General features: G+C 69.4%; 23 protein-coding genes. 14 read left to right on the plus strand and 9 right to left on the minus strand.

Translation table 11 applies throughout. The annotated features are described in order from the left end of the window. Nucleotides 1-16: 16 nt before the first annotated feature. Nucleotides 17-1,159 (minus strand): hypothetical protein, encoded by a 1,143-nt coding sequence (locus tag Q9R33_RS03215; protein WP_311292854.1) that lies wholly within the window; start codon nucleotides 1,157-1,159, stop codon nucleotides 17-19. Between the two features lie 111 nt (nucleotides 1,160-1,270). Here Q9R33_RS03215 and Q9R33_RS03220 point away from each other — a divergent pair, with 111 nt between their 5' ends. The 3 genes from Q9R33_RS03220 (at nucleotide 1,271) to Q9R33_RS03230 (ending at nucleotide 5,579) form a co-directional block, all read left to right on the plus strand. After that, nucleotides 1,271-2,644 (plus strand): polysaccharide biosynthesis tyrosine autokinase, encoded by a 1,374-nt coding sequence (locus Q9R33_RS03220; RefSeq protein WP_311292855.1) that lies wholly within the window; start codon nucleotides 1,271-1,273, stop codon nucleotides 2,642-2,644. 90 nt (nucleotides 2,645-2,734) lie between these two features. Next, a complete protein-coding gene (locus Q9R33_RS03225; protein ID WP_311292856.1) occupies nucleotides 2,735-4,177 on the plus strand; it encodes a polysaccharide biosynthesis tyrosine autokinase in 1,443 nt (480 codons plus the stop codon). 82 nt (nucleotides 4,178-4,259) lie between these two features. Next, nucleotides 4,260-5,579 carry a UDP-glucose/GDP-mannose dehydrogenase family protein gene (locus tag Q9R33_RS03230; RefSeq protein ID WP_311292857.1) on the plus strand — a complete coding sequence of 440 codons (1,320 nt, stop codon included), beginning with the start codon at nucleotides 4,260-4,262 and terminating at the stop codon, nucleotides 5,577-5,579. A gap of 3 nt (nucleotides 5,580-5,582) precedes the next feature. Here the strand turns inward: Q9R33_RS03230 and Q9R33_RS03235 are convergent, their stop codons facing one another. After that, complete coding sequence (locus Q9R33_RS03235; RefSeq protein WP_056371304.1) at nucleotides 5,583-5,858, minus strand: hypothetical protein; 276 nt, start codon at nucleotides 5,856-5,858, stop codon at nucleotides 5,583-5,585. Nucleotides 5,859-5,944: 86 nt separating this feature from the next. Here Q9R33_RS03235 and Q9R33_RS03240 point away from each other — a divergent pair, with 86 nt between their 5' ends. The 3 genes from Q9R33_RS03240 (at nucleotide 5,945) to Q9R33_RS03250 (ending at nucleotide 7,407) form a co-directional block, all read left to right on the plus strand. After that, nucleotides 5,945-6,307, plus strand: a complete 363-nt coding sequence (locus Q9R33_RS03240; protein WP_056371306.1) for a hypothetical protein — start codon at nucleotides 5,945-5,947, stop codon at nucleotides 6,305-6,307. Between the two features lie 87 nt (nucleotides 6,308-6,394). After that, nucleotides 6,395-7,018, plus strand: coding sequence for a nucleotidyltransferase domain-containing protein (locus tag Q9R33_RS03245; RefSeq protein WP_311292858.1), 624 nt, complete (start codon nucleotides 6,395-6,397; stop codon nucleotides 7,016-7,018). Next, nucleotides 7,015-7,407, plus strand: a complete 393-nt coding sequence (locus Q9R33_RS03250) for a hypothetical protein (RefSeq protein ID WP_310248716.1) — start codon at nucleotides 7,015-7,017, stop codon at nucleotides 7,405-7,407. Before Q9R33_RS03245 ends, Q9R33_RS03250 begins: the two co-directional genes overlap by 4 nt. A gap of 80 nt (nucleotides 7,408-7,487) precedes the next feature. On the opposite strand, the gene Q9R33_RS03255 is transcribed toward Q9R33_RS03250, so the two are convergent. The 3 genes from Q9R33_RS03255 to Q9R33_RS03265 form a co-directional block, all read right to left on the minus strand. Further along, a complete protein-coding gene (locus Q9R33_RS03255) occupies nucleotides 7,488-8,297 on the minus strand; it encodes a caspase family protein (RefSeq protein WP_311292859.1) in 810 nt (269 codons plus the stop codon). Then, complete coding sequence (locus Q9R33_RS03260; RefSeq protein WP_311292860.1) at nucleotides 8,294-9,358, minus strand: hypothetical protein; 1,065 nt, start codon at nucleotides 9,356-9,358, stop codon at nucleotides 8,294-8,296. Before Q9R33_RS03260 ends, Q9R33_RS03255 begins: the two co-directional genes overlap by 4 nt. Nucleotides 9,359-9,532: 174 nt before the next feature. Beyond that, nucleotides 9,533-9,883 carry a VanZ family protein gene (locus tag Q9R33_RS03265; RefSeq protein ID WP_311292861.1) on the minus strand — a complete coding sequence of 117 codons (351 nt, stop codon included), beginning with the start codon at nucleotides 9,881-9,883 and terminating at the stop codon, nucleotides 9,533-9,535. 451 nt (nucleotides 9,884-10,334) lie between these two features. Between Q9R33_RS03265 and Q9R33_RS03270 the strand changes: the two genes are divergently transcribed. Beyond that, on the plus strand, nucleotides 10,335-11,729 hold the full coding sequence (locus tag Q9R33_RS03270; RefSeq protein WP_311292862.1) for a DUF222 domain-containing protein: 1,395 nt from the start codon (nucleotides 10,335-10,337) through the stop codon (nucleotides 11,727-11,729). A gap of 22 nt (nucleotides 11,730-11,751) precedes the next feature. Next, nucleotides 11,752-12,693: a nucleotidyltransferase family protein gene (locus tag Q9R33_RS03275; RefSeq protein WP_311292863.1), complete on the plus strand. Its 942-nt coding sequence runs from the start codon at nucleotides 11,752-11,754 to the stop codon at nucleotides 12,691-12,693. On the opposite strand, the gene Q9R33_RS03280 is transcribed toward Q9R33_RS03275, so the two are convergent. Next, nucleotides 12,683-12,835, minus strand: a complete 153-nt coding sequence (locus Q9R33_RS03280) for a hypothetical protein (protein WP_310248700.1) — start codon at nucleotides 12,833-12,835, stop codon at nucleotides 12,683-12,685. The two genes, Q9R33_RS03275 and Q9R33_RS03280, sit on opposite strands and share 11 nt — an antisense overlap. Nucleotides 12,836-13,409: 574 nt before the next feature. On the opposite strand from Q9R33_RS03280, the gene Q9R33_RS03285 reads away from it, so the two are divergent. Next, a complete protein-coding gene (locus Q9R33_RS03285; RefSeq protein WP_311292864.1) occupies nucleotides 13,410-13,943 on the plus strand; it encodes a hypothetical protein in 534 nt (177 codons plus the stop codon). A 6-nt stretch (nucleotides 13,944-13,949) separates the two neighbouring features. On the opposite strand, the gene Q9R33_RS03290 is transcribed toward Q9R33_RS03285, so the two are convergent. After that, the gene (locus Q9R33_RS03290) at nucleotides 13,950-15,320 is read right to left on the minus strand and encodes a PqqD family peptide modification chaperone (RefSeq protein WP_311292865.1); all 1,371 of its coding nucleotides are present in this window, start codon (nucleotides 15,318-15,320) and stop codon (nucleotides 13,950-13,952) included. 34 nt (nucleotides 15,321-15,354) lie between these two features. On the opposite strand from Q9R33_RS03290, the gene Q9R33_RS03295 reads away from it, so the two are divergent. Both Q9R33_RS03295 and Q9R33_RS03300 read left to right on the plus strand, forming a co-directional pair. Next, nucleotides 15,355-16,737, plus strand: a complete 1,383-nt coding sequence (locus Q9R33_RS03295) for a polysaccharide biosynthesis tyrosine autokinase (protein ID WP_311292866.1) — start codon at nucleotides 15,355-15,357, stop codon at nucleotides 16,735-16,737. A gap of 100 nt (nucleotides 16,738-16,837) precedes the next feature. Then, entirely contained in the window at nucleotides 16,838-17,677 is an 840-nt protein-coding gene (locus Q9R33_RS03300) for a hypothetical protein (RefSeq protein ID WP_311292867.1), read from the plus strand. On the opposite strand, the gene Q9R33_RS03305 is transcribed toward Q9R33_RS03300, so the two are convergent. Further along, complete coding sequence (locus Q9R33_RS03305) at nucleotides 17,674-18,408, minus strand: endonuclease/exonuclease/phosphatase family protein (RefSeq protein ID WP_056371632.1); 735 nt, start codon at nucleotides 18,406-18,408, stop codon at nucleotides 17,674-17,676. The two genes, Q9R33_RS03300 and Q9R33_RS03305, sit on opposite strands and share 4 nt — an antisense overlap. Nucleotides 18,409-18,556: 148 nt before the next feature. On the opposite strand from Q9R33_RS03305, the gene Q9R33_RS03310 reads away from it, so the two are divergent. The 3 genes from Q9R33_RS03310 (at nucleotide 18,557) to Q9R33_RS03320 (ending at nucleotide 21,080) form a co-directional block, all read left to right on the plus strand. Next, nucleotides 18,557-19,000 carry a hypothetical protein gene (locus Q9R33_RS03310; protein WP_056371336.1) on the plus strand — a complete coding sequence of 148 codons (444 nt, stop codon included), beginning with the start codon at nucleotides 18,557-18,559 and terminating at the stop codon, nucleotides 18,998-19,000. A 52-nt stretch (nucleotides 19,001-19,052) separates the two neighbouring features. Next, on the plus strand, nucleotides 19,053-20,051 hold the full coding sequence (locus Q9R33_RS03315; RefSeq protein ID WP_311292868.1) for a glycoside hydrolase family 6 protein: 999 nt from the start codon (nucleotides 19,053-19,055) through the stop codon (nucleotides 20,049-20,051). Between the two features lie 123 nt (nucleotides 20,052-20,174). Continuing rightward, nucleotides 20,175-21,080, plus strand: a complete 906-nt coding sequence (locus tag Q9R33_RS03320) for a response regulator (RefSeq protein ID WP_311292869.1) — start codon at nucleotides 20,175-20,177, stop codon at nucleotides 21,078-21,080. Nucleotides 21,081-21,264: 184 nt separating this feature from the next. Here the strand turns inward: Q9R33_RS03320 and Q9R33_RS03325 are convergent, their stop codons facing one another. Next, a complete protein-coding gene (locus Q9R33_RS03325) occupies nucleotides 21,265-22,740 on the minus strand; it encodes a glycosyltransferase family 2 protein (protein WP_311292870.1) in 1,476 nt (491 codons plus the stop codon). Nucleotides 22,741-22,928 lie beyond the last annotated feature (188 nt).

The following is a 22,928-nucleotide window of genomic DNA, read 5'->3' on the forward strand; positions in this document are numbered from 1 at the left end:
TCAGAGGGGTTCGGGCTCACTCCCCCGAGGCGCCCGTGCCATCCGACGGCGGGTCGATCGGCAGCGTCGGATCGGTCGGCTGCGTCGGATCGGTGGGCTGAGTCGGATCGGTCGTCTCGCCGCCTCCGCTGGACTGCTGCTGTTCCCGACGGCGACGCTCTTCTTCCTCCCGCGCTCGCTGTTCGGCGATGGCACGTTCGGCGCGCTCCTGGTCGTCTCGCAGCGCGGTCACCGCGGTCGCGTAGGCCGAGAGGGTCGCGGCGGACTCCGGTGTCGCCAGCGCGGACGCAGCCACCGCATCCGCTGCCGCGCTCACTGCCAGCCCGAGCGACTCATCGGCATCCGGATTCTCATCGACGATCGCCTCGGCGCTCGCCGGGAGAGTCGCCGCGAAAGTCGCCATGGCGGCTACGAACGTGCGGCCGAGCGCGACCAGCTGCGATTGGAGATCGGCCACGGTCTCTGCGGTGCCGGCCACCTCACCGGAGCGAACCGACACCGCGTCGATCGCAGAACCGATCGATGCGAGCGACTCCTCGTCGACGGTGGGCGTCGTGTACGGCTCGAGCGCCGACGGCACGACGACGGCCTCGAGGGCAGCGACGTAATCCGCTCGGGCCTGGTCGGCCACCGCGCGCGCGGCCTCGTCGGTGGAACCTGCGACCTCGGCGAGCGGCGTGGCGAACTGCTGCGCTTCGGCGATGCCCGCCTCTCGCGTCGCGGCGGCGCGACCGATCGCCGAGTTGACCGCCTGCGTCTCGTTCGTGAGCACCGCCTCGGTCTGCGAGAGCGTACGCAGCGCGTCGGTCTCGGGCGAGGCCGATGCGACCACTATCCACGCGATCACGCTGGCCAGCACGAGCGCCAGCACGGCGAGGACGGCCGTCACGACGTTCAGCACATCGACGGAGTTGCCCGTGCGTCGGATCCTGGCAGGGCCCGCGACCGGGCCCGCTCCCATCGCGACGGCGCGGCCTCGTCCACCCACGAGCGCCTGCAGCGCCGCAGTGTCGTCGACGGGTGCCGGGGCCTCGGCCGTGGCCGTGCGCGGCTTCTCGAAGAGCTGCTCCACCCGCTGCGACTGCTCCTGGCTCGTCACCGTCGGCGCGACCGTCGTCGTGGACGCCCCATCGGGGAAAAGACGGGCGAGTGAGCTCATGGAAGGCCGTTCAGGATGTGCGAGGATCAAGGTGCCTGGAGCACCGGCATCCGGCGCCAGCCTTCAGAATAGCCGGGAGCGGTCGTGCGGCCGCGGACCTGTGGGGGATCGTTGCAGCTCAAAGACTACGTGGCGCTGTTCCGGCGCAACTGGCTGCTGATCCTGGCTTGCACGATCATCGGCGGGTCCGTCGGTGCGATGGCCGCGCTGTTCTCGCCGACGCTGTACCAGTCCACCGTTCAGCAGTACGTGTCGGTGCGCAACAGCGGCGCCGCGTGGGATCTCGCACAGAGCACGAGCTATGCGCGACAGGCAGTCATCAACTACGCCCGCGTCGTGCCGACGGCGATCGTGCTCGACCCGGTGATCGAGGACCTCGGTCTCGAACTGACCTCGCGCCAGCTCGCAGCGCAGGTCTCGGCATCCGCTCCTCTCAACACCCAGGTGATCGCGATCACCGTCACCGACGAGAACCCGAGTCAGGCCGCGCAGCTGGCGAACGCGATCGGCGACAGCCTCGCCAACGCCGTCGCCACCAAACTCGAAGCCCCCACCGGGGCGGAGGCCGAGAGCAAGGTGCGGGTCGAGACGATCTCGGCGGCGAAGGTCCCCACTCAGCCTTCATCACCCAACCTGCGTCTGGATCTCGCTCTCGGCCTGCTCATCGGCCTCGCCGTCGGAATCGGCCTCGCCGTGCTGCGTACCGTGCTCGACACGCGGGTGCGCACGATCACGGATGTCGAGAGCACCGTCGACGCGCCGATCCTCGGAGGGATCCCCTTCGATCCGGAGTCCGCGGAGCGCCCCCTCGTCGTCCAGGCGGCACCGCGCGACCCTCGCGCCGAGGCCTTCCGGCGGGTGCGCACCAATGTGCAGTTCCTCAACCTCGAATCGGGCACACCCAGCTTCGTCATCACGAGCTCCGCCCCCGCGGAGGGCAAGTCGACCACCGCCGCCAACCTCGCCCTCACCCTCGCCGAGACGGGGCTGCGGGTGGCGCTCGTGGACGCCGACCTGCGCAAGCCGCGTGTGGCCGACAACTTCAACATCGAGGGCGGTGTCGGTCTCTCTGACGTGCTCGCCGGGCGAGTGCCGCTCTCGGGCGCGATGCAGCCGTGGGGACGCAGCAAGCTGTTCCTTCTCCCGGCTGGGACCCTGCCGCCCAACCCCGCCGAGATCCTCGGATCCCGTGCGATGTGGCAGACGCTCGAAGAGATGCGACGCGCGTTCGACTACATCATCGTCGATGCCCCCCCGCTGCTCGCGGTCACCGACGCGGCCGTCGTCTCGAGGTTGACGACCGGCGCGATCCTCGTAGCCGCATCGGGCTCGACGCGCAAGCCGCAACTCGCCGGAGCCGTGAAGGCGATCGAATCTGCGGACGCGAAGCTGCTCGGCGTCATCATCACCAAGCTTCCGACCAAGGGACCCGACAGCACCGCATACGGTCAATACACCTACGGTGTGACGCACGCCGCGTCCTAGCCGCCTCCCAGGCGGCAGCACATCGCTGTGACAGAATTGCGGATGGCGCTTGCCGTTGGTCGCGCCTGACGACGAAGGAAATCCAACCCCGTGGAACTGCGCGACTACATCAGGATCCTGCACAAGAACTGGATCATCATCCTGGTGCTCGCCGTCGTCGGCGCAGCGGCTGGCGCCGCGTACTCCTTCGCGCAGTCCCCCAAGTACCAGTCCACGACGCAGCTCTACGTCTCGGTGCGTTCCGAGGGCGCCGCGACCGGCGACCTGGTGCAGGGCACCACGTTCGCGCGTCAGATCGTCGCCAGCTATGTGGATGTCGTCAACACGGCCCTCGTCCTTGATCCCGTGATCGAAGAGCTCGGCCTCGACATGACCGCGGCCCAGCTCAGCGGTCAGGTCACGGCATCCGCGCCTCTCAACACCGTCATGATCGACATCACCGCGACGGACACCGATCCAGAGCAGGCGGCGGCGATCGCGGACGCGACAGCCGCGAGCCTCGCCAACGCCGTGCAGACCACGCTCGAGCAGCCGGCGACGCCCGATGCGGCCAGCCCGGTGCAGGTCACGGCGGTGCAGCCGGCGGTGGTGCCGACCAGGCCATCGAGCCCCAACACGATGCTCAACATCGTGCTGGGCGCACTCCTCGGCCTCGCCGTCGGGCTCGGCCTCGGCGTGCTCCGGACAGTGCTCGACACCCGCGTACGCACGCTGCACGACATCGAGCAGCTGACCACCTCTCCACTTCTCGGCGGTATCGCCTACGACCCGGGCGCGCAGAAGCGACCGCTCATCGTGCACGCGGATCCGCGCAGTCCGCGCGCCGAGTCGTTCCGGTCGCTGCGAACCAACCTGCAGTTCCTCAACGTCGAAGGGGGGCCCCGCTCGTTCGTCGTCTCGAGCGCCGGCCCCGGCGAGGGCAAGTCGACCACCACGGCCAACCTCGCCATCGCACTGGCCGAGACCGGCGCCCGGGTCGCGCTCGTCGACGGCGACCTGCGCCTACCGCGCGTGGCCGACTACATGGGCATCGAGGGCGGCGTGGGCCTCACCGATGTCCTCATCGGACGAGTCGAGCTCGCTGACGCGCTCCAGAAATGGGGACGCGGCCAGCTCTTCGTCCTCCCCTCCGGACCTGTCCCGCCGAACCCGAGCGAACTGCTCGGGTCGGCCGCGATGGACCTCGTACTGGCCGCCCTCACCGAGCACTTCGACTACGTGCTGATCGATGCTCCGCCACTGCTGCTGGTCACCGATGCTGCGGTACTCAGCAAGAAGACGCGCGGCGTGATCCTGGTCGCGGCGTCCGGCAAGACGAAGAAGCATGACCTGACCGGAGCCGTCCGCAGCCTCGAAACCGCAGGCGGCGAACTGCTCGGGCTGGTCGTCACGATGCTGCCTACCCGCGGGCCGGACAGTTACGGCTACGGCGCGTACACCTACGGATCCACGCACGAGCTCGACGGCTCGAAGAAGCCGATCGGTCGGAAGAAGCGGGCCCGATCGCGTAAATCCGCTCCTGCCCATTCCTGACGCGAACAGACCTCTCTCACCGGCACCCGGCGGTTCACTCGCAAGACGCCCGGCAGACAGATGCCCCGGGTAGCACTGAACCGTGCGGCTTTCAGTGATCGGATGCGGCTACCTCGGCGCTGTCCACGCCGCCACGATGGCGTCGATCGGCCACGAAGTGGTCGGCATCGACATAGATGAGGATCGAGTCGAGACCCTTTCCCGCGGCGAGGCGCCCTTCTACGAGCCCTATCTCCAAGATCTGCTCACGGCCGGTATCCAGTCGGGACGCCTGATATTCAGTACCGATATGGCCGAGGCATCCGGTGCGAAGGCGCACTTCATCGCCGTCGGCACTCCTCAGCAGAAGGATGGGACCTCGGCCGACCTCACGTACGTCGACGCGGCCGTCGACGGGCTCCTTCCCTGCCTCCGCGCCGGTGATGTCGTCGCCGGGAAGTCGACCGTCCCGGTCGGCACCGCGACGCGGCTCGCGCCCCGCGTGGAGGCAGTCGGTGCAGCGCTCGTTTGGAATCCGGAGTTCTTGCGCGAGGGTTGGGCGGTGAAAGACACCATCGATCCCGACCGGCTGGTCGTCGGCATCCGTACCGGAACCGATGGTGTCGACGGGGCCGCCGCGGTCGATGTGCTGCGCGAGGTGTACCACCCCGCCGTCGCGAAGAACACGCCCTTCATCGTCACCGACCTCGCGACCGCCGAACTGGTCAAGGTCGCCGCCAACGCGTTCCTCGCCACCAAGATCTCGTTCATCAACGCCATGGCCGAGATCGCCGAAGTCACCGGCGCCGACGTCACCCAGCTCGCCGACGCCATCGGACACGACGCCCGCATCGGCCGCCGCTTCCTCGGCGCCGGCATCGGCTTCGGCGGCGGCTGCCTGCCCAAGGACATCCGCGCGTTCTCCGCACGCGCCGAGGAACTCGGCCGCGGCGAGTCCGTCGCGTTCCTCCGCGAGGTCGACGCCATCAACCTGCGCCGCCGCGACCGCGCCGTCGACCTCGTCGTCGACGCGCTCGGCGGATCCGTGTTCAAGAAGAACGTCACAGTGCTCGGCGCGGCCTTCAAGCCCTATAGCGACGACATCCGCGACTCCCCCGCGCTCGACGTCGCCGTGCGCCTGCACGGCCTCGGCGCCTGGGTCACCGTCACCGACCCCGCCGCGATCGAGAACGCGCAGCGCCTGCACCCGCAGCTGAACTACGTCGAAGACCGCGACGAAGCCCTCCGCGAAGCCGACGCCATCATCATGGTCACCGAGTGGGACGAGTACCGCCGCGAACTGACCCCCGAACACGCTGCGTCCCTCGCCCGCGGCCGCGTCGCCATCGACGGACGCAACGGCTGGGACGCCGCCGCCTGGCGCGCGGCGGGCTGGACCTACTACGGCATGGGACGCCCGTAGACGTCAGAGCTCGTGGACGCTGAGGAGCTGCCAGCCCTCAGGAACCTTCGCCTCGAGCGCGGCCATGTCGTCCGCCTCGATCTGTTCGACGCCGTCGCGGCGCGCCATCGTCGCGGTCGATGTGAGCAGCTGCGAGCCCTTCGGCATCGCGGCCGGGACGTCGGTCACGACCCACCCCGCTGACAGCTGCGCCGTGACGGCGGCACTCAGGGCCTCGAGGGAGGCGCCCTCGACATCGACGGTTCGGGTTTCGACAGGGCGGATGCGGCCGACGAGCATGGATCCGATCCTACGAGCCGAACACCCTGGGGACCGATACGGTGGACCCACGCAGCCGACTTCTGTCTCGCCACGGAGGACACGACATGACTCAGCGCCCGCTCGGCGTCACCCTCGTTGCCATCATCGCCTGGATCTCGGGCTTCCTGCAGATCATCGGCTCGATCTTCGTCATCATCGCCGGGCTCTTCATCACGTGGCCCGCGATCGTCGGGTGGATCAGCCTCATCATCGGCATCGTCACACTCGCCGTCGGCGTCGGGCTCTGGCGCGGCAACCACACCGCCCGCACGATCGCGACGATCGTGTTCATCGCCAACATCGTGCTCGAGGTGCTCGGGATGTTCAACGGCGAGAGCCTCTGGTCGGCCATCAGCGGCAGCATCCTGTCGATCATCGGTCTGATCCTGCTCTACACCCGCTCCGCGAGGGAGTACTTCGGCAGCTGACGCGGCCGGGCTCGAGAACGCAGCCCAGAAGAGACGGAATTCCTTCCCTAGAGACAGAAAAGTGTCTCTAGGGATACAATTCCTTCCGTGGAGATCCAACGCCCCTTCACCGTCGTGACGACGAGCGTCGACGGCGACGTGCTGCGTGTGCTCGCGTCCAGCGACGCCGAGTTCAGCGTTCCGCGGCTGCACCAGCTGATCCCGGAACGGTCGGTCGTCGGCATCCGTTCTTCTCTCGCGAGGCTCGTCGCGCAGGGAATCGTGGTCAGCCACGGCATCGGCCGCTCGAACGCCTACGCGCTCAACGACGATCACCTCGCAGCATCCGCCGTCCGTCAGATCGCCGGGCTCAAGCAGGCGCTGCTGACGCGACTGCGCGAGCATGTCGCCGCCTGGCACGAGCCGCCCGTGTTCGCAAGCCTCTACGGCTCCGCCGCCCGCGGCGAGATGCGCCCCGACAGCGACCTCGACATCCTGCTCGTCCGCCGCGACGACGCGTCGCTCGACGAGTGGGGCGCCAACCTGGCACGCCTCACGAAGGCCGCCACGGCATGGACCGGCAACGACACCAGGATCGTCGACCTCGCCGTCGAGGAGGTGACGGATGCTGCAACCCAGCCACTGCTGACCACCATCGCCGCCGAGGGCATCGCGTTCAGCGACGACGCCGACTGGCTGCGCAAGACCCTCAGGAGAAAAGGACGCCGATGACGCCCAAGAACCAGCGCACGAAGGACTGCACGGCCGCCGATCGCGCAGGACGACTCGCGCAGGCCGAAGGCTTCTGGCAGGACGCCGAAGACCTTCGCGAGCTCGGCGAAGCCAGCCCCAACAGCATCGTCACGCTCTACGTCCACGCGGGCATCGCGGCGGCCGACGCGATCTGCTGCGCGAAGCTCGGCGAATACTCGAGCTCGGCCAACCACGCCGAGGCGATCACTCTGCTGGAGAAGGCCGATGCATCGCTGGCCCCGTCGCTCGCCCGCCTGGTGGGCATGAAGTCCGCCGCCGGCTACGGCGCGAGCCCGATGTCGGCACAGCGCGTCACCACCGCGCGCAGCGCCGCCGAGAAGCTGGTGCTGGCGGCGCGCGCGCTGTAGGTCGCGGCACACCGTCGCTGGGCTCGTGATCGGGGCGGGGCCGGACGGTCGCTCGCGGAGGAGCGAAAGCTCTGCCCGACCTACGCGGTCGGCGCTCCGGTCGTGAACGGCGGGACGAGCTGGACGGTCTGCTCGGGATCGATGATGCGCATGACGGCGGTCTGCAGGATCGTCCGATTCACGATCGAAGACGCGGATGCGAACCAGGTTTCGTAGCTCACCCGGTTATCGGGCAAGGCCCACGCGAGCTCGAGCCCACGGGTGAGGACGCCCTGGGTCTGGCCCGCCATCGAATGCTCATACGCGAGCTGGGCGTCCATCGAGGCGGAGATGATGACGCGACGCGGCCCATCGTTCACCAGCTCTCGCACGATGACCGGATCGGGCACGAAGAGGCCGCGAACGATCGTCTCGGAGTGGCAGGAGTCGACCACGATCGTCGCGGTGAGGTCGCGTCGAGCCTCCCGCCAGAAAGGCACCCACCAGTCATCGATGAGGGGCAGGTCGGACAGCGCGAATAGCTCGTCCATGCGGTCAGGCTCAGCGGGATCCCACGTCTGGACCTGGAAACCGTGACCCACGAGAACGATCACCAGTGACGAGCAGGTGCAAGGATCCTCGCGACGCACGTGCTTCTCGAGCTCGGCGGTGACTGCCGCCAGCGTCGTGTCTTCGGGCGTCTCGAGCCTCGAGATCACCGCGTCGGGGGCCGCGTCGATGATCATCATCGTGTACGAGGTGAGGTCGCTGCCGACACCGTCCAGCGCAGCGAAGAGGAAATCGTGTTCTTGGTAGGGCTGCGTGGCGGTGACGAACCTTCCGTCACCCTCGGACCAGCGCACGGGCGCCGGCTGAGCCACACCGATCAGCACCGCGTGCACCTCGCTCATTCGTCATCACCTGTCGACTGCCCGTCGTCGGTCTGAGTCGTCGGAGCCGGATCAGGGATGGCCTGACCGACGGTGAGCGCCGTCAGCGAGAGCACGATCAGCAGCACGCCGATGACGAAGGCGGCGATCGTTCCGCGGACCTTGCTCAGCGCCGCCGCGAGCTTCTCGACGTCGGCGATGCTCATTCCCAGGCCTCCGGCGCCCCTCGAGCCGCCTGCGGCGATGGCAACGCGAGCGCGCTGTCGCCCCCTCGCCTCGAGCAGTGCCATCCAGACTCCCGCGAGGATCGCGATGACCCCCGCGGCGAGGGCGACAGTGCTCGCCGCCGCGATGACCCGCTCAGTGAGGTCGGTCTCGGTGTCGTCGAGGCCACCCATCGGCAGGATCCACAGGAGCATCCAGGCGGCGAGACCCGCGAACAGGAAGGCGAGCCCCCGGAACACCGCGCCCGTGCGGCGCGCGAAGTCGGCGTCGTACTCGCCCACCGCGACCTCGGCAGGGCCGACGACGTCTCCACCGCCGCCGCCGCCGGGAGGCTGCCCGGTGACAGGACCGCTGGTGAGGGTGATCCGCATCGGCGCCGACACGACCTCGTCAGCGCCCTCGCCGACGGAGGCTCGGACGTCGCCGTCCGGCTGCGCCGTGAACACGACGTTCGCGCTCCATTCGGTGGCCGTGGCGGAGCGGGCCGAGTTGGCGAACGTCGCGGCGATCGGCACGTTGCCGGACCTCAGCGATGGAGCGGAAATCGCCACTGCCGACGTCACGGTGAACCTCACGGGCGCGCCCGGCGGCACGGCCGTGAGCGGCGTCGGCGCTGTCACCGGCTGCTTCGGCGCGACGACCGCGGCGAGGGTCAGCACCGGCTTCGGGGGTGCGGGAGCCGGTGCCGGTGCGGGTGCCGGTGCGGGCGCCGGTGCGGGCTCAGGTTTGGCTGGCGCAGGGTGAGGTTTGGCCGGCGCAGCGTCAGGTATGGCACCTGCGGGCGCTGGAGGAGCTGCTGCCGCAGCATCCGCATCGGCGCCGTGTGCTGCAGGCTCGTTCTTCTGAGCGTCGTCCATGGTCTCGCCCCCCGGTCGAAGTGGCACGACGAACAGCCGCGCCTCCGCGCTGGACCTGAACCGATCGCCGTCCCCCCGGCTATCGATGCCCGGATGCTAGCGCTACGAATACCCCCGCACAAGAGCGCCGGATGGGGGCATTCCCTGCGGACGCACTGAAGGGCGCAGCACCCGTCAATCCGGAATCCTGCGCCGCTCCGTCAGGTGCACGATCGCGAGGCCGATCGCGGCGCCCAGCACGTTGGCGACGATGTCGCGCAGGCTCGGCGTGCGCTCGGAGAGGAGCAGCGCCTGCCCCGACTCGATCACGAGCGTGGTGGCGAGGGCGATCGGCACGACGAGTCCGCGGTGCAGCGGAAGCACGAGCGCCAGCAGCACCCCGAACGGCACGAACAGCGCGACGTTCGCGGTCGTCTCGATGACGTCGTACGTCAGCCACGGAATCGCCCGTGTGATCGCCTCGAGCAGGCCCGACGCTCCGCGATCCACGGGTGTCGGCCAGAACGCGATGAGCGCGAGCAGCACGGCATAGATGATGAGCAGACGGATGCCTCGCCCCTGCGCGCGACGCAGGTGGAGGGTGGCGACGGCCGCGGTGGAGGGCTGCGCGGGCGCGACCGTGGGTGCGTCGGTGATGGCGGGCTCCCCTCAATCGGGCGCCGCGACACTGCCGCGCAGTGCGGCGATTCTACTCGGCACCGCGTTGGAGCGAGAGTACGAGGAAGATAATGGAACAGATGTTCTATTTCGCGATCGGGTTCAGCTTGAAGATCATCCATGCTCGAGGGACGCTGGAAGCGGATGCTCGACCACCGCGGCGCAGGCGCGGCCGGTGATCCGATCACCGAGAGAGCAAGGATCAGCTGAAGACTTCAGGTTTCAGACAGTCTCGTTCAGGCTCGGCCGATCAGACGAATCAATGGATTCATTCGAACAAATCTTTGACACTCACGCGGGTCTCCGGTACGCTGAATCCATGACCAGCGCACTGTCGTCCCTCGCCGAGGCGATCGACGTTGCGCGGGGAATCCTGCCCGACGAGCGCGACATCGCGTCGCTCGCGCCGGCCGAGCTGATCGCTCTCAACGAGCAGATCGGGCGCGGCAAACGTCTCGCCGAGAGCGTTCAAGCGCTGGTGGCGTCCGAGATCCAGCGGCAGTCACGACCCGAGCTCGGGCCCGAGAGCCTCGCGAAGATCCAGGGCTTCCGCAATCCCACGCAGTTCATCGCGGCGACGTTGGGCACCACCACCGGCGACGCCGCCCGGCTCGTGAAGGTCGGCGAGGCCACGACTCCGCGCATGCTCCTCTCCGGCGACAAGGCGCCGGCCCGGCATCCGCACGTCGGACAAGGGCTGAGCGACGGCGGCATCGGAGCGCAGGCGGCGTCGGCGATCATCGCCATGCTCGACCGCGTCGCGATCCGCGCCGGCGCTGAGAAGGTCGACCGGGCCGAGAAGCTCCTCGTGTCGCAGGCCGCCGGGCTCCCCCTCGACGCCCTGTCGAAGCTCATTCTCCGCGCCGAGGCCTGGCTCGACCCTGACGGTGTCGAGCCCCGCGAAGCGGACCTGGCGGCCGAGACGGCGCTGACCATCCGCCGCGATCGCTCCGGCATGATCGTCATCAACGGCAAGTTCGACCCCGTGAGCGGCGCGCCGGTCGTGACCGCACTCGAAGGCATGGTCACTGCGAAGCTCCGCGCCCAGCGTGACGCCCAGAACGCCCGCGTCACACCCGCGCCCGATGCGCCCGCGATGCTCCTGCTCGATGAGACGACGGATGCTGAGCGCCGCACGATCCCGCAGATGCAGGCCGACGCGCTCGTGAGCATCTGCGAGCACGTCCTCGGCTGTGACGAGAAGGACCTCCCCCTGAACGGGGTGACCGTGGTCGTGCGCATGGACCTCGAGACCCTCCGCGAGGGCATCGGCACCGCCGAGATCGACGGTATCGACGCTCCGATCTCGGCCTCCGCGGCCCGCAAGCTCGCGTCCAGCGCCTCGGTGATCCCCGTCGTGCTCGGCGGCGACAGCGAGATCCTCGACTGGGGTCGCGAACGGCGGCTCTACTCCAGGTCCCAGAAACTCGCCCTCGGCGAGCGCGACGGCGGGTGCGGCGGGTGCGGGCTTCCGCCCCAGTTCACGAAGGTGCATCACATCCGCTGGTGGGCGCGAGACGCCGGCCCGACAGACCTCGACAACGGCGTACTGCTCTGCGAATCGTGTCACCACCGCATACACGACAACGGGTGGGACATACAGGTCGAAGGCACCGGTCGAAAAGCCAAGGTGTGGCTCATCCCACCCGCCTACGTCGACCCCGCGCGCACTCCACGCCTCGGCGGGCGCGCCCGCTACGACTTCGCCGCCTGAAACCCCCGTTATCGTGGGGCCCGTGCCCACCGATGTCTCGACCGATGCGACGGTTCTGCTGCGCCTCGACGAGGCCGACGAGCTCGCTGCCGCCTGGGTGTGCGCACTTGCCGAGAGGCGAGGCATCCGTGCCGTGCTCATCAAGGGGCCCGCGCTGCACCTCCACGGCCTCCGCGAGGAGCGGGTGTCGGCCGACGTCGACCTGCTCGTCGAGCCGTCGCGATTCGAGGAGCTGTGCGAGGCGATCGCGGAGTCCGGGTGGACGAAACGGCCCGGCGGGCTGATCAGCGAGCTCACCACCTTGCACTCCGTGACGTTTCTGCACAACGGGTGGCCATGCGATCTGGATGTGCACAACTTCTTTCCGGGGTTCCTCGCCGATCCCGCCGACGTGTTCGAGGCGCTCTGGCGGCACCGGTGGACGTTGCAGCTTGCGCACCGAGACTGCCTCGCGCTCGACAAGGTCGCCGGCGCGCTCGTGCTCGGCCTGCACTCGCTGCGGGGTGCGACGATCCAGCCCCGCCACCTCGACGAGCTCGAGCAACTGGTGCGCACACCCTTCACCGACGAGGAGCGAGCCGATCTCGGTGTGCTCGCGCGCGACACCGGCTGCGTGGCGACCCTCGAGACGGTGCTGCCTCGGCTCGGGGTCGCCGTCGAGCCTTCGGCCGCAGAGCTGGCGTCGCCGGACCTGCGCGACTGGCGCGAGCGGGTGACCGCCGGCTCGCACGGCTCGTATTTCTGGATGCTGGCGCTCCGGCGCGCGCGGTGGACTCAGCGCCCGCGCATCCTGTGGCGCGCGGTCTGGCCCACCAGGCCTGACCTGCTGGTTGCCCGGCCCGAGACGGTCGACACTCTTCGCGGGCGGACGCGTGCGCGGCTCGCGCGGTGGGGACGCGGCATCCGTTCCGCCCCTGCGGGAGTGCGGGCCGTGTGGACCCACCGCCGCCGGCTCACCCCATGACGAACCACATCGCGGCGACCGCCACGAGGAATACGGCTGCGACGCAGATGAGCCACATCGGCGCCCCGCCGTATTCGCGAAGCAGCCACGGCTCCTGCCCGATCTCGTAGCGCCGCCGCCGGCGCCGTCGTGGTTGTGCCATCTCGCGCCTCTCCCTTGGTGCGCGACGGCGCGCCCGTCAGCCACGACGGTCTCTGGGGGAACACAGTCACCGACACGCTTGCGCTGAGCAAACGATCGACCCCAAGCTGCTGAAGGTCGGCGACCGGGGCAGCGGGCATAGTGGTACTGGCTGCTGCGGCGCCTGCGGATAGCGCGTCCGTGGACACCGCCACGTTGCTGACTCTGGCCATTCCAACCACGCACGGCGGCAACGCGAGGTTCTCCGTGCCGATCAAGAACAACGCCACGTCGAGCCTCACCGTATCTATCAGGCTCATCCCGCAAACGCGAAACGCGTGATAGCCGCGCGGGATCTTCAGACTCCGCGACGCGGCGTCGGACCCAGAGCCCGCATACCGGATGCTGGCGATGGGCGACCCGCGATGGGATCGTCGGAAGATCCTCTCGATCCTGTGGCCCGCAACGCGGTGGGGATCCCTGTGATTCACGCTTTTGTCCGGTTGCGGTCGCTTCTCTTATTGTGGTGATAGACCACCAGGTCGAGACGAAGGCGTCGACCCACATACTGTCTGATGGGCTCCGGGGGGGGAACCATGGAACGTTCTGTAATCGCGCCACTGAGATCTCAACTCGACCGCCGCGAGCTGCTCCGCATCGGCGCCTGGACTGCGCCGGCCCTTGTTGTCGCCGCCGCCGTTCCGGCTGCTGCGGCATCGCTCCAGACCAGCCGACTCGTCGCGTCATCGTTCACGAACACGGTGCAAGACGTCGGCGGCTATATCTTCCACGAACCGCTATCTGGCCCCGTGAGCCCGACCGGTACGCTCACCATGGTCGTCAGCGTGCCGCCCGGTTACACGTTCACCCGCACCGACGCGGACTCACGATGGCAAGGCCCGGCATCTGTATCGGGAGGGAGCAGCGGCTCATTTATCCACGTCCCGGCGGCCGGACAATACGTCGCCTATGGCGGCACCACAGCGATCCGCGGCGTCTACACCGGATCCGGTGACTTCGTGGGGCAAGGGTCGATCGTGTTCACCGCTGCCGCCGCCTCCGTTCAGAGCACCACCGTGCTCACGGGTGGTAGTACCGCTCAGCACCCCAGCGAGCCGGCAACTCCCTGAGCGAAATCAGCCGGTGAACACAAGGTGCTGATCGCGAAGCGTTCCGAGGAACGACTCGACGTCGGGGCGGATCGCATCATGATCGACCTCCGCCGCATCAGCTACGCGCGCGACGATGTCGTCGGAGCACCCCGGACCGGCGGCGAGGGCAACCCAGATCAGCGCCGCTGAACCCTCGAGGGCCAGCGGCGAAGCCGCGGGATTCGCCAGCGCCAGCACCACCACGCGCGAGGACTCGCCCGTCCAGGCGACATCGTCGTGGATGCGCCACAACGCCGGCACCGAAGCCTTCGCCGGCGACGAGACCTTCAGCACGCCGGCCGCAACCAGCTCATCGACGGCGGCTTCGACGGCGACTGTGGCGTCCTTATCCCCAGGAGCGCCGTAGGCGGAGATCGCAGCATCCACCAACGCCTCGAGACCGACGCCGTCGGCGGCGCGCCACAGCGCGGGAGCGATGCCCGCCAGCACGCGCACCGTGCCGGCGTGGTCGGCGTCGACGTGGAGGAGGGCGAGACGATCGGGATCGACGAGCGGCAATACGTCCAGCGGCGCGACGCGACGGATTACCCGATCCGGGGACGAACCGACAACAGCCGAACCGCCCAGAGACACCGGCTTCGACACCCGCGGTCGCGACGGTGACTCCACGGCCAGCTCGGGGAGCACCGAGACGAGGGCCGCAGCATCCGTGTAGGAAACCCGACGCACGCCGCCGACCGACGCGACATGCGCGGCGATCGTGCGCAGCGGTGCAGGCAGGTTCGTGAGATAGCTCGATTGAGCGACCAGCTCCTCGAGCGCATCGCCGAGGTCGACGTCCGAGACGACCGCCCCTGAGAGGCCCTCGCGCCGGTCGAGGAGCACGATTCCCGCGAGCTGCCGTTCACCATCCGGCAGCGGGCCCAGACCCAGCACCGACGGCGAGCGTTGCGCCTTCTCGGACTCGCCCGGCTCGATGATCGACAACGGCTTGCGGTACGGGTGCACGCGACCCGACGAGTCGACGGCCACCGTCTCGTCCGAGACGTATCCGTACGCCTCGCCGAGTACCCGCGACGCCGTCGTCTTGCCCCGCCCACTCGGGCCCACGAGCGCGACCACCCGACCGTCGGGCAGGGCGATGCCGGCGGCGTGCAGCATCCACAGCCGTCCACGTTGGGCCTCGATCGCCGCGAGCGTCACGCGCTGAGACAGCGACGACAGCAGAGAGCGGACGCTGCCACCCGCGTCCGCGACCACCTCGATGTCGGCGACACCGGTGGTCGCAGCATCCGTCCACGCTTGCTCGACAGCGGCCCGTGCATCGGCATCCAGGCCGTCGCAGACGATGCCCACCCGCACCCCGAGGGCAGCGATCACGAGGTTGCCGGTCACACGCGGTAGTGTACGGGGGACTGGGAGGGGGCCCATGGAGCTGCGGGATTACCTGCGCATCTTGCGAGCGCATTGGCTCGCCATCGTGATCCTCACTCTCCTGGGCGTGGCCGTGGCGTGGGGATGGACCGCCCTGCAGCCCAAGGTCTACACGGCGAACGCCAGCGGGATCGTCACGGCGACCAACGCCGGCTCCGACACCGGCTCATCCCTCGTCGGCGACCAGCTCGCCCGCAGCAAGGTCACTTCGTACGTCGAGCTCGGATCGTGGCGCGCCGTCGCAGAGTGCGCGATCGACGAGCTCGGCCTGAACACGACGCCCGAATCCCTGGTCACCCGCGTCGACGTCTCGAACCCCCTCGACACCGTCATCGTGCGCGTCACTGCGAACGCATCGAGCCCCGAAGAGGCCCGCGACCTCGCCGAGTCGTGGCTCGGATGCATGGTCGAGCAGATCAACGCCGTCGAGGGCACCGACGAGACCGGCACGGCCGCCGTCACGCTCGTCACGGGCGACTCAGCCCGCCTGCCCACGGCGCCCTCGTCGCCCAATGTGCGCCTCGCGCTCGCCCTCGGCGCCCTCGTCGGGCTCGCCCTGGGCATCGGCTACGCGGTCGTGCGCCACGTGGTCGACCGGCGCCTGCGCGATCCGCGCGACATCGAGCGCGAGACCGGCGTTCCCGTCGTCGGAACCCTTCCGGTCGACAAGGGCCTCAGCGTCGCGCGCGGCCTCGCCGACTTCGAGAGCCAGCACTCCTCCTCCGCCCCGCTCGCCGAGGCGATGCGCGAGCTACGCACGAACCTGCAGTTCATGGACGTCGACAACCCGCCCCGCGCGATCGTCGTCACGAGCCCCTTGCCCGGCGACGGCAAGTCGACGATGGCCGCGAACCTCGCCGTGAGCCTCGCGGCCGCCGGTCGCCACGTCGTGCTGCTCGATGCAGACCTGCGCCGCCCGATGGTCTCGACGGTGTTCGGCCTGCCCGACGGCGCCGGACTCACCGACGTCCTCGCCGGACGCGCCGAGCTCAACGACGTCGTGCACAACGTCGGCGCGAGCCGCAACCTCGCCGTCATCACCGCCGGCCGCGTCCCGCCGAACCCCAGCGAAGTGCTCGGCTCGAACCGCATGCAGGCGCTCGTGAGCAGCCTCACCGAGCACGCCCTCGTCATCATCGATTCCCCGCCTCTCCTTCCGGTGACGGATGCTGCGATCCTCACGACCGCCGCGGACGGAGCGCTCATCGTGGTCGGCGCCGGCAAGACGACGTACGACATGCTGCACAAGGCGCTCGCGAACCTCGGCAAGGCCAACGCCCGTGTGCTCGGCGTCGTGCTGAACCGCGTGCCGCGCAGGGACGGCGGCTACTACGGCTACCAGTACCAGGGCGACTACGCCGGGGCGGACACCCGCTGAGCTCGCAGCGACTGCGCGGACCAGGCCCGTGGGGTGGAGCGGCGACCACCCGCGAGTCCGCTCGGCGCCGTCGTCGGGGCCGACCGCTATCGTGATCGCCATGGCCTCCGCTGCGTCGACGTCGCTCGAGCGGACCTACCGCTACCTGCGGATCGGGCTGGCAGGCACCGTCATCGCGATCTTCGTCGCCATCGCCCAGGCGGCGACGACGTTCGGCTGGCTGACATCCATCAGCGACTACTTCTACACGCCGGCACGCGACGTGTTCGTCGGCGCGCTGATCGCCGTCTCTCTCGCGCTGTTCGCGCTGTCGGGGCGGGGTGCCGAGCGAGCCCTCCTCGATGCGGCCGCACTGTTCGCGCCGCTCATCGCCCTGGTGCCGACGACTCTCGCCGCTGGCGCCGTGCCCGGCGTCGACGTCCCGTGCACCGGGCGGTGCTTCCCGCCCGCGTACGAGGCGGACGTCGCGAACGGCGTCGTCGTCTACCTCGTGCTCGGGATGCTGCTGCTCCTCGTCGCGCTGCTGCTCGGTGCGCTCGGCCAGGTCTCGCTCGGGGCGGTGTGGCCGTCGCTCTTGATCGCGGCCGTCGTGCTCGCCGTCACGGGCCTCACCTGGGCGTTCGCGCGAGACGCGTTCCTGCAGAACGCGCACTTCATCGCGACGACGGCCTTCTTCGCCCTGTTCGCGGCGGTCGCCGTGCGCAGCGCGTTCCCCCGGCAGGGTCCGCCTCCGGCCCCGGCGTTCCGTGTGCTGTACACCGCGATCGCCGTGGGGCTCGTGCTGGTGCTCGTGGCGTACGTCGTGCTGCTGCCGCAGGCGAGCGGCTCCGGCATCCCCATCGTCCTCATCGTCGAAGCGATCGCGCTCGCGCTGTTCTTCGTGTTCTGGGTGGTGCAGGGGATCGAGAAGTGGAGCGACCCCGACCCGTCGCTGCTCTAAGCGGCGCCGCTGCCCGCCGCGGCCGTCTCGGGATCGGCGATCTCGACCACGCGGCGCACCCCGGCCGCGGGATGCGCGGTCACGAGGATCGGCAGGTGGTCGCTGAGGCCCTGCGGCAGCGTCCGCACGCGGTCGATCTCGAAGCCGATCGAGGTCGCGAAGTCGTAGTGGCCGCGGAAGAAGCGGTAGCGCGTGTACGTGCGCGAGTCCGACAGGTTCAGCTCGTACCCCTGCTCGCGGATGTGCTGGCCCAGCCGCTCCTTGAACACCGGGTAGTTGTAGTCGCCGACCATGAGCGCCGGCAGTCCTTCGCCGAGCTGCTGCAGCTCGCCGAGCGCGGTGCGGATCTGGTGGCGGCGCAGCGAGTTCAGCGCCGTGAGCGGCGCGGCGTGGAACGAGGCCACGATGAGGTCGGTGTTCTCGTCGATGTCGTGCAGCCGGACGCCGAGCAGTCGCTCTTCGGCGGGCTTGAGCACGCGGTCGTGCAGCGACTTCTTCAGCGCCAGCGCCCGCACCTCGACGGCGCGGTAGGTGTTCTCGCGGTAGTACACGGCGAGCCCGAGGCGATTGCGCTGCGTGGAGTCCGCGAGCCGCAGCCCCGAGATCTCTTCGGGGATGTCGGACGTGTCCGCTTCCTGGAGGCACAGCACGTCGGCGCCATGGCGCTCCACCAGGTGGGCGAGCTCCCCCGCCGCCCGGTGCTTGCGCAGGTTGTACGAGATGACCTTCATGACGACCACAGCCTATTCCGCCGACGTGGCGAGCGGATGGCCTTGACAGGAAGCTCGTATGTACGAAAACCGGATGCTGCGGCTCTTGAGTGGTGTGCCGGTTCACGGCATCCGAGCGTGAACCCGTACCCCGATCCTGGAGGACCCCATGACCGCTGCATCCCCGAAGACCGTCCGCGCCGAGCTCGCCGACGCCCTCGATGCGAGCCGCCTCGCCCGTGAGACCGCCGAAAGCGAGCTGCACCGCAGCATCGCGCTGCGCTCCCGCGCCGCCGAGGCCCTCGAGCGCACCGCGCGGCGACCCGGGCTCGACGAGTCCGAGCGCGAGCGCCTCCGGGCCGAGTACGCCGCCGCCGACCGCGTCGTCGCCGAGCGCCGCGCGGCCGTCCTGAAGGCGCAGGAGTTCGAGCGCGCAGCATCCGTCGTCGCGAGTGCTTTCGAAGCGGAGGCGACGTCGGCGAGCCCGCTGGCGGCCGCCCTGCTGCAGCTCGTCGGGTCGAAGCGCGGCGGCACCGCCCGCCGTGGCGCACTCGCGACCGGACGCACCGCATCCGCCGCGCGCGTACGGAGCCCCCGCCCGCGCACGGCCTGAGACGACACGCCGCGGCACGTCGCCGCGGCGGAGTTCTCGTAGGCTCGCCTTCGTGCCCACGTCGCGACGGACCATCACGATCCTGGCGATCACAAGCGTCGTCGCGGTCGTCGCCGCCGTCGCGGCCGTCGTCCTCCTGCGCGGTCAGTCGCCCGAGCCGCCCGCGCGCGGCACGAAGATCGTCGCCTCCGACCTCTCGAAGGCGACGGATGCTGCGACCCGTGCGGCCGACGGCAGCCCCGAGCAGGCTGCGGCGAGATATCTGAGCGAACAGCCCACTGCCGTCTGGCTCACGCCGGAGGGCGACCCCGTCGACGTCGTGGGCGAGCGCATCGCGGGCCTCGCCGCGGAGGCGCGCGACCAGTCCGCGCGCGTCGCTGTCGTCGTCTACGGCCTGCCCGAGCGCGACTGCGGCGGGCACTCCGCCGGCGGCCTCGAGGGCGACGCGTACCTCGAGTGGACGCGCGCGATCGGCGACGCCCTGCGCGAGGCGGCCGACACGTCGCCGATCGTGATCCTCGAGCCCGACAGCCTCGCCCTCGCGCCCGAGTGCGGAAACGTCGACGAGCGGGTCGAGCAGCTGAGCGCCGCGGTCGAGGCGCTCGCCGCCGAGAGCACCTGGATCTACGTCGACGGCGGACACTCGAACTGGCTGGCCCCGGCGGAGATGGCCGACCTCATCGGCCGCGTCGACCGCGCGTCCCGCGGCGACGGTGGCCGAAGCATCCGTGGCTTCGTCACCAACGTGTCGAACTTCGAGGCGACCGACGACGAGGTGGACTACGCCCACGACGTCGCGAGCCGCCTCGATGACCTGCACGCGATCATCGACACCGGCCGCAACGGCGCGGGCTCGAACGGCGAGTGGTGCAACCCGCCCGGGCGTCTCGTCGGAGAACCCGGCGGCACGATCGGCGACGACGTCGTCGACACGAACCTCTGGGTCAAACCGCCGGGTGAGAGCGACGGCGACTGCAACGGCGGCCCGGCGGCCGGACAGTGGTGGCCGGAGGCCGCCGTCGAGCTCACCCGGGACGTCGTCACGGATTGAGCTCCGACCAGGCCTTCCCGCGGTTGTGTAGCATCGGGAGTACTTTGCGCATGCGTCGGGGGCCGCGGCTGGGGTCGGCAATCGGCGCATGTCCGGTTCCACCGTCCCAGAGAGTACGCACGCATGAGCACCCCTTCTGACGAGCTGAAGACAGCAGTCATCATCGAGGACGACAAGGAGATCCGCCACGTCCTGGCGGAGGTCCTGGAGTCCTCCGGGTTCTCGACGGTCTCGGTCGGCAACGGCATCGACGGCGTGCGGGCAGTGCTCACCTACCAGCCGGTGCTGACGACCATCGACGTCAACATGCCCGGCATCGACGGCATCGAAGCGGCCAAGCGCATCCGGGCCCAGTCCGACACGTACATCATCATGCTCACCGGCATGAACGATGAGGCCGATGTGATCGCCGGGCTCGGCGCCGGCGCCGACGACTACCTCCTCAAGCCCTTCCGGCCGCGCGAGCTCCGCGCCCGCGTCGAGGCGCTCATGCGGCGCCGGACCACCGACGCGGAGCGCGCCGTCACCGCGCCCGCCGCGCCCTCGCAGGGGAGCGTCGGTCCGTCGTTCCCCGGCACGCGGCCGAACACCACCGCGGTGCCGACCGCGCCCGCGATCGAGGACCGCGACCTCGCAACGCCCGCGACCGTGATCGTGCCTGCGGGCGCAGCATCCGTCCCCGCCGTCGTCGACACGGACGGCGAATGGCTGACGCACCGCGACCTGCGGCTGCACCCCGAGAACCGCATCGTGCTCATCGGCGGTGAGGAGCTCGACCTCACGCGGACCGAGTTCGACCTGCTCGCGACGCTGCTCGAGTCGAAGCGGCGCGTGCGCAGCAAGGCCGATCTGACGCTGGTGCTGCGCGGCGAATCGTACGTCACGAGCTACTTCGTCGGCGACGCCGACAAGCGTGCGGTCGAAGCGCATATGACGAACCTGCGGCGCAAGCTCGGCGAGAGCGCCGCCAACCCGCGCTACATCGAGACCGTGCGCGGCGTCGGATACCGGCTGACCTCGGAGAGCTGACACCCGCGCGGCGAACCGACAGCGGCGGAGGCATCCTCTCTGCCCCAGACAGAGCGGATGCCTCCGCCGTGCGATGTCGGTGAGGGTGCCCGCCTCTCCCCCAGACGGGCCCCTCACCTCCTCCCCCGCGCCGTGCTCCCCAGCCTCGGCGCTTTCCCCAGTTCCGACCCGATTCGGGTTCGGGTCAGACCTTGTATCCGTGCTGACGACGGATGAGCTTGAAGAACATGGACAGCGTCTGCAGCACCGTGACGACGCCGACGATCGGCCAGCCGATCCACAGGACGGTGGACTGCACCATCACGGGCAGCATCATCCAGATCGCAACCATCGCGACGATGACGCCGATCGCGAGGATGAGCGGCGTCCAGTGGCCGAAGCCGCCGCCGCGCTCGGCCTTGGCCTGCATCGCCCAGTTGTCGACCTTCTTGCGCGACAGGAATCGCGTCCATGACCGTACGAAGTGGCTGCAGCGGATCCACATGTAGATCTCGGCGGGCACCAGCGTGAGGCCGAAGAGCACATCGCGCGCGTTGCGGTTGTGCATCGTGAGCGCCATGCGGGTGTTGAGCGCGATGGCGACCACCGGCGGGATGAGCCACCAGTACGAGAAGACGAACGCGCCGATCGACAGCGACGCCGCGAGCAGCGTGACGAATGCGATGCGCACGAACATGTTCATGAGCATGTCGAAGTGCTCGAGCCAGCGGACGCGCAGGTTCGGGTGGAACGGCTGCCCCTTGGTGTCGCCGCGCTGACCCGGCCACATGAGCTCGATGGCGCCGTAGGTCCACTTGACCTGCTGCGCGTCGAGCGCCCGGAGGGTCGTCATGCCGCCGACGTCGGCGCGGGCGAACGGGCTGATCTTGGTGAGGTAGCCGGCGCTCTTGATCTGCAGCGAGAGGAGCGAGTCCTCGACCTCGGAGTCCTTCACCCACGGCGTCGACTGGTGGTTCTCCTTCATCACGTCGCGCAGGGCGTGCGTCGAGAAGATCGAGAACTGGCCGCCGAGAACCGCCATGTTGCGGCCGCGGAGCAGGTTGTGCAGGTTGAACGCCGCGAACTGCGAGCGCTGGCCGGTCGTGAGGAACTTCGCGAGAGCGCCCTTGATCGGCTTGTCGTCGATCGAGTAGATCGCCGAGATGCCGCCGATGCGGGTGTCGCTGGTCGCCTCGGCCTCGAGGTATTCGACCGCCTTCGCGTCCGCGACCGTGTCGCCGTCGACACCGAGCAGGTAGTCGTAGCCCTCGACCAGCGTGTAGCCGTAGTTGAGCGCGCCGACCTTCTTGTCGGGGTTCTTGCCGATGTCGTGGACGAACACCTCGGTGAACTGCTCGCCGAGCTCGGTGACGACCTCGTGCGGGCCGGCGTACTGCGATGCGAGCTTGACGGTCGCGTCGGACGTGTTGTTGACGACGACGTGGATCACGTCCGGCACGCGGGTCTGCCCGAGCAGCGACTCGATCACCTGGGCGATCGACTCCTCCTCGTTGTACGCCGGGATGACGCAGCCGATGGTCGAGCGGTGCACCGAGGTGTCGTCGAGGACGGCCTCGAAGTCGTCGGCGAATCCGTGAACGGTCGTGACATCCTCGAGTGCAGCTGCCGGCTCCGCGCGGTGGGTGCGCTGGCTGCGGGTGAGGGGGACGATCTCGGTCACGTTCGTCGCCTTTCGGATCCTCGGCCGGTGTCTCCGGCACATGAAGAGCTTCTCCCACCGACCGCAAGGTCCCTCCGAGAGACCGCGAACGCAACCGCAAGGTTTGCGCAAGGCATCCGCAAGAGAGCGTTTGCCGACTGTCGGCCCGGCGCCGAAATGCCAGGTGGCCGGGTCAATAGAATCGGCCT

It is taken from the genome of Microbacterium sp. PRC9 (assembly GCF_031844125.1).
In the GTDB taxonomy this organism is placed as follows: domain Bacteria; phylum Actinomycetota; class Actinomycetes; order Actinomycetales; family Microbacteriaceae; genus Microbacterium.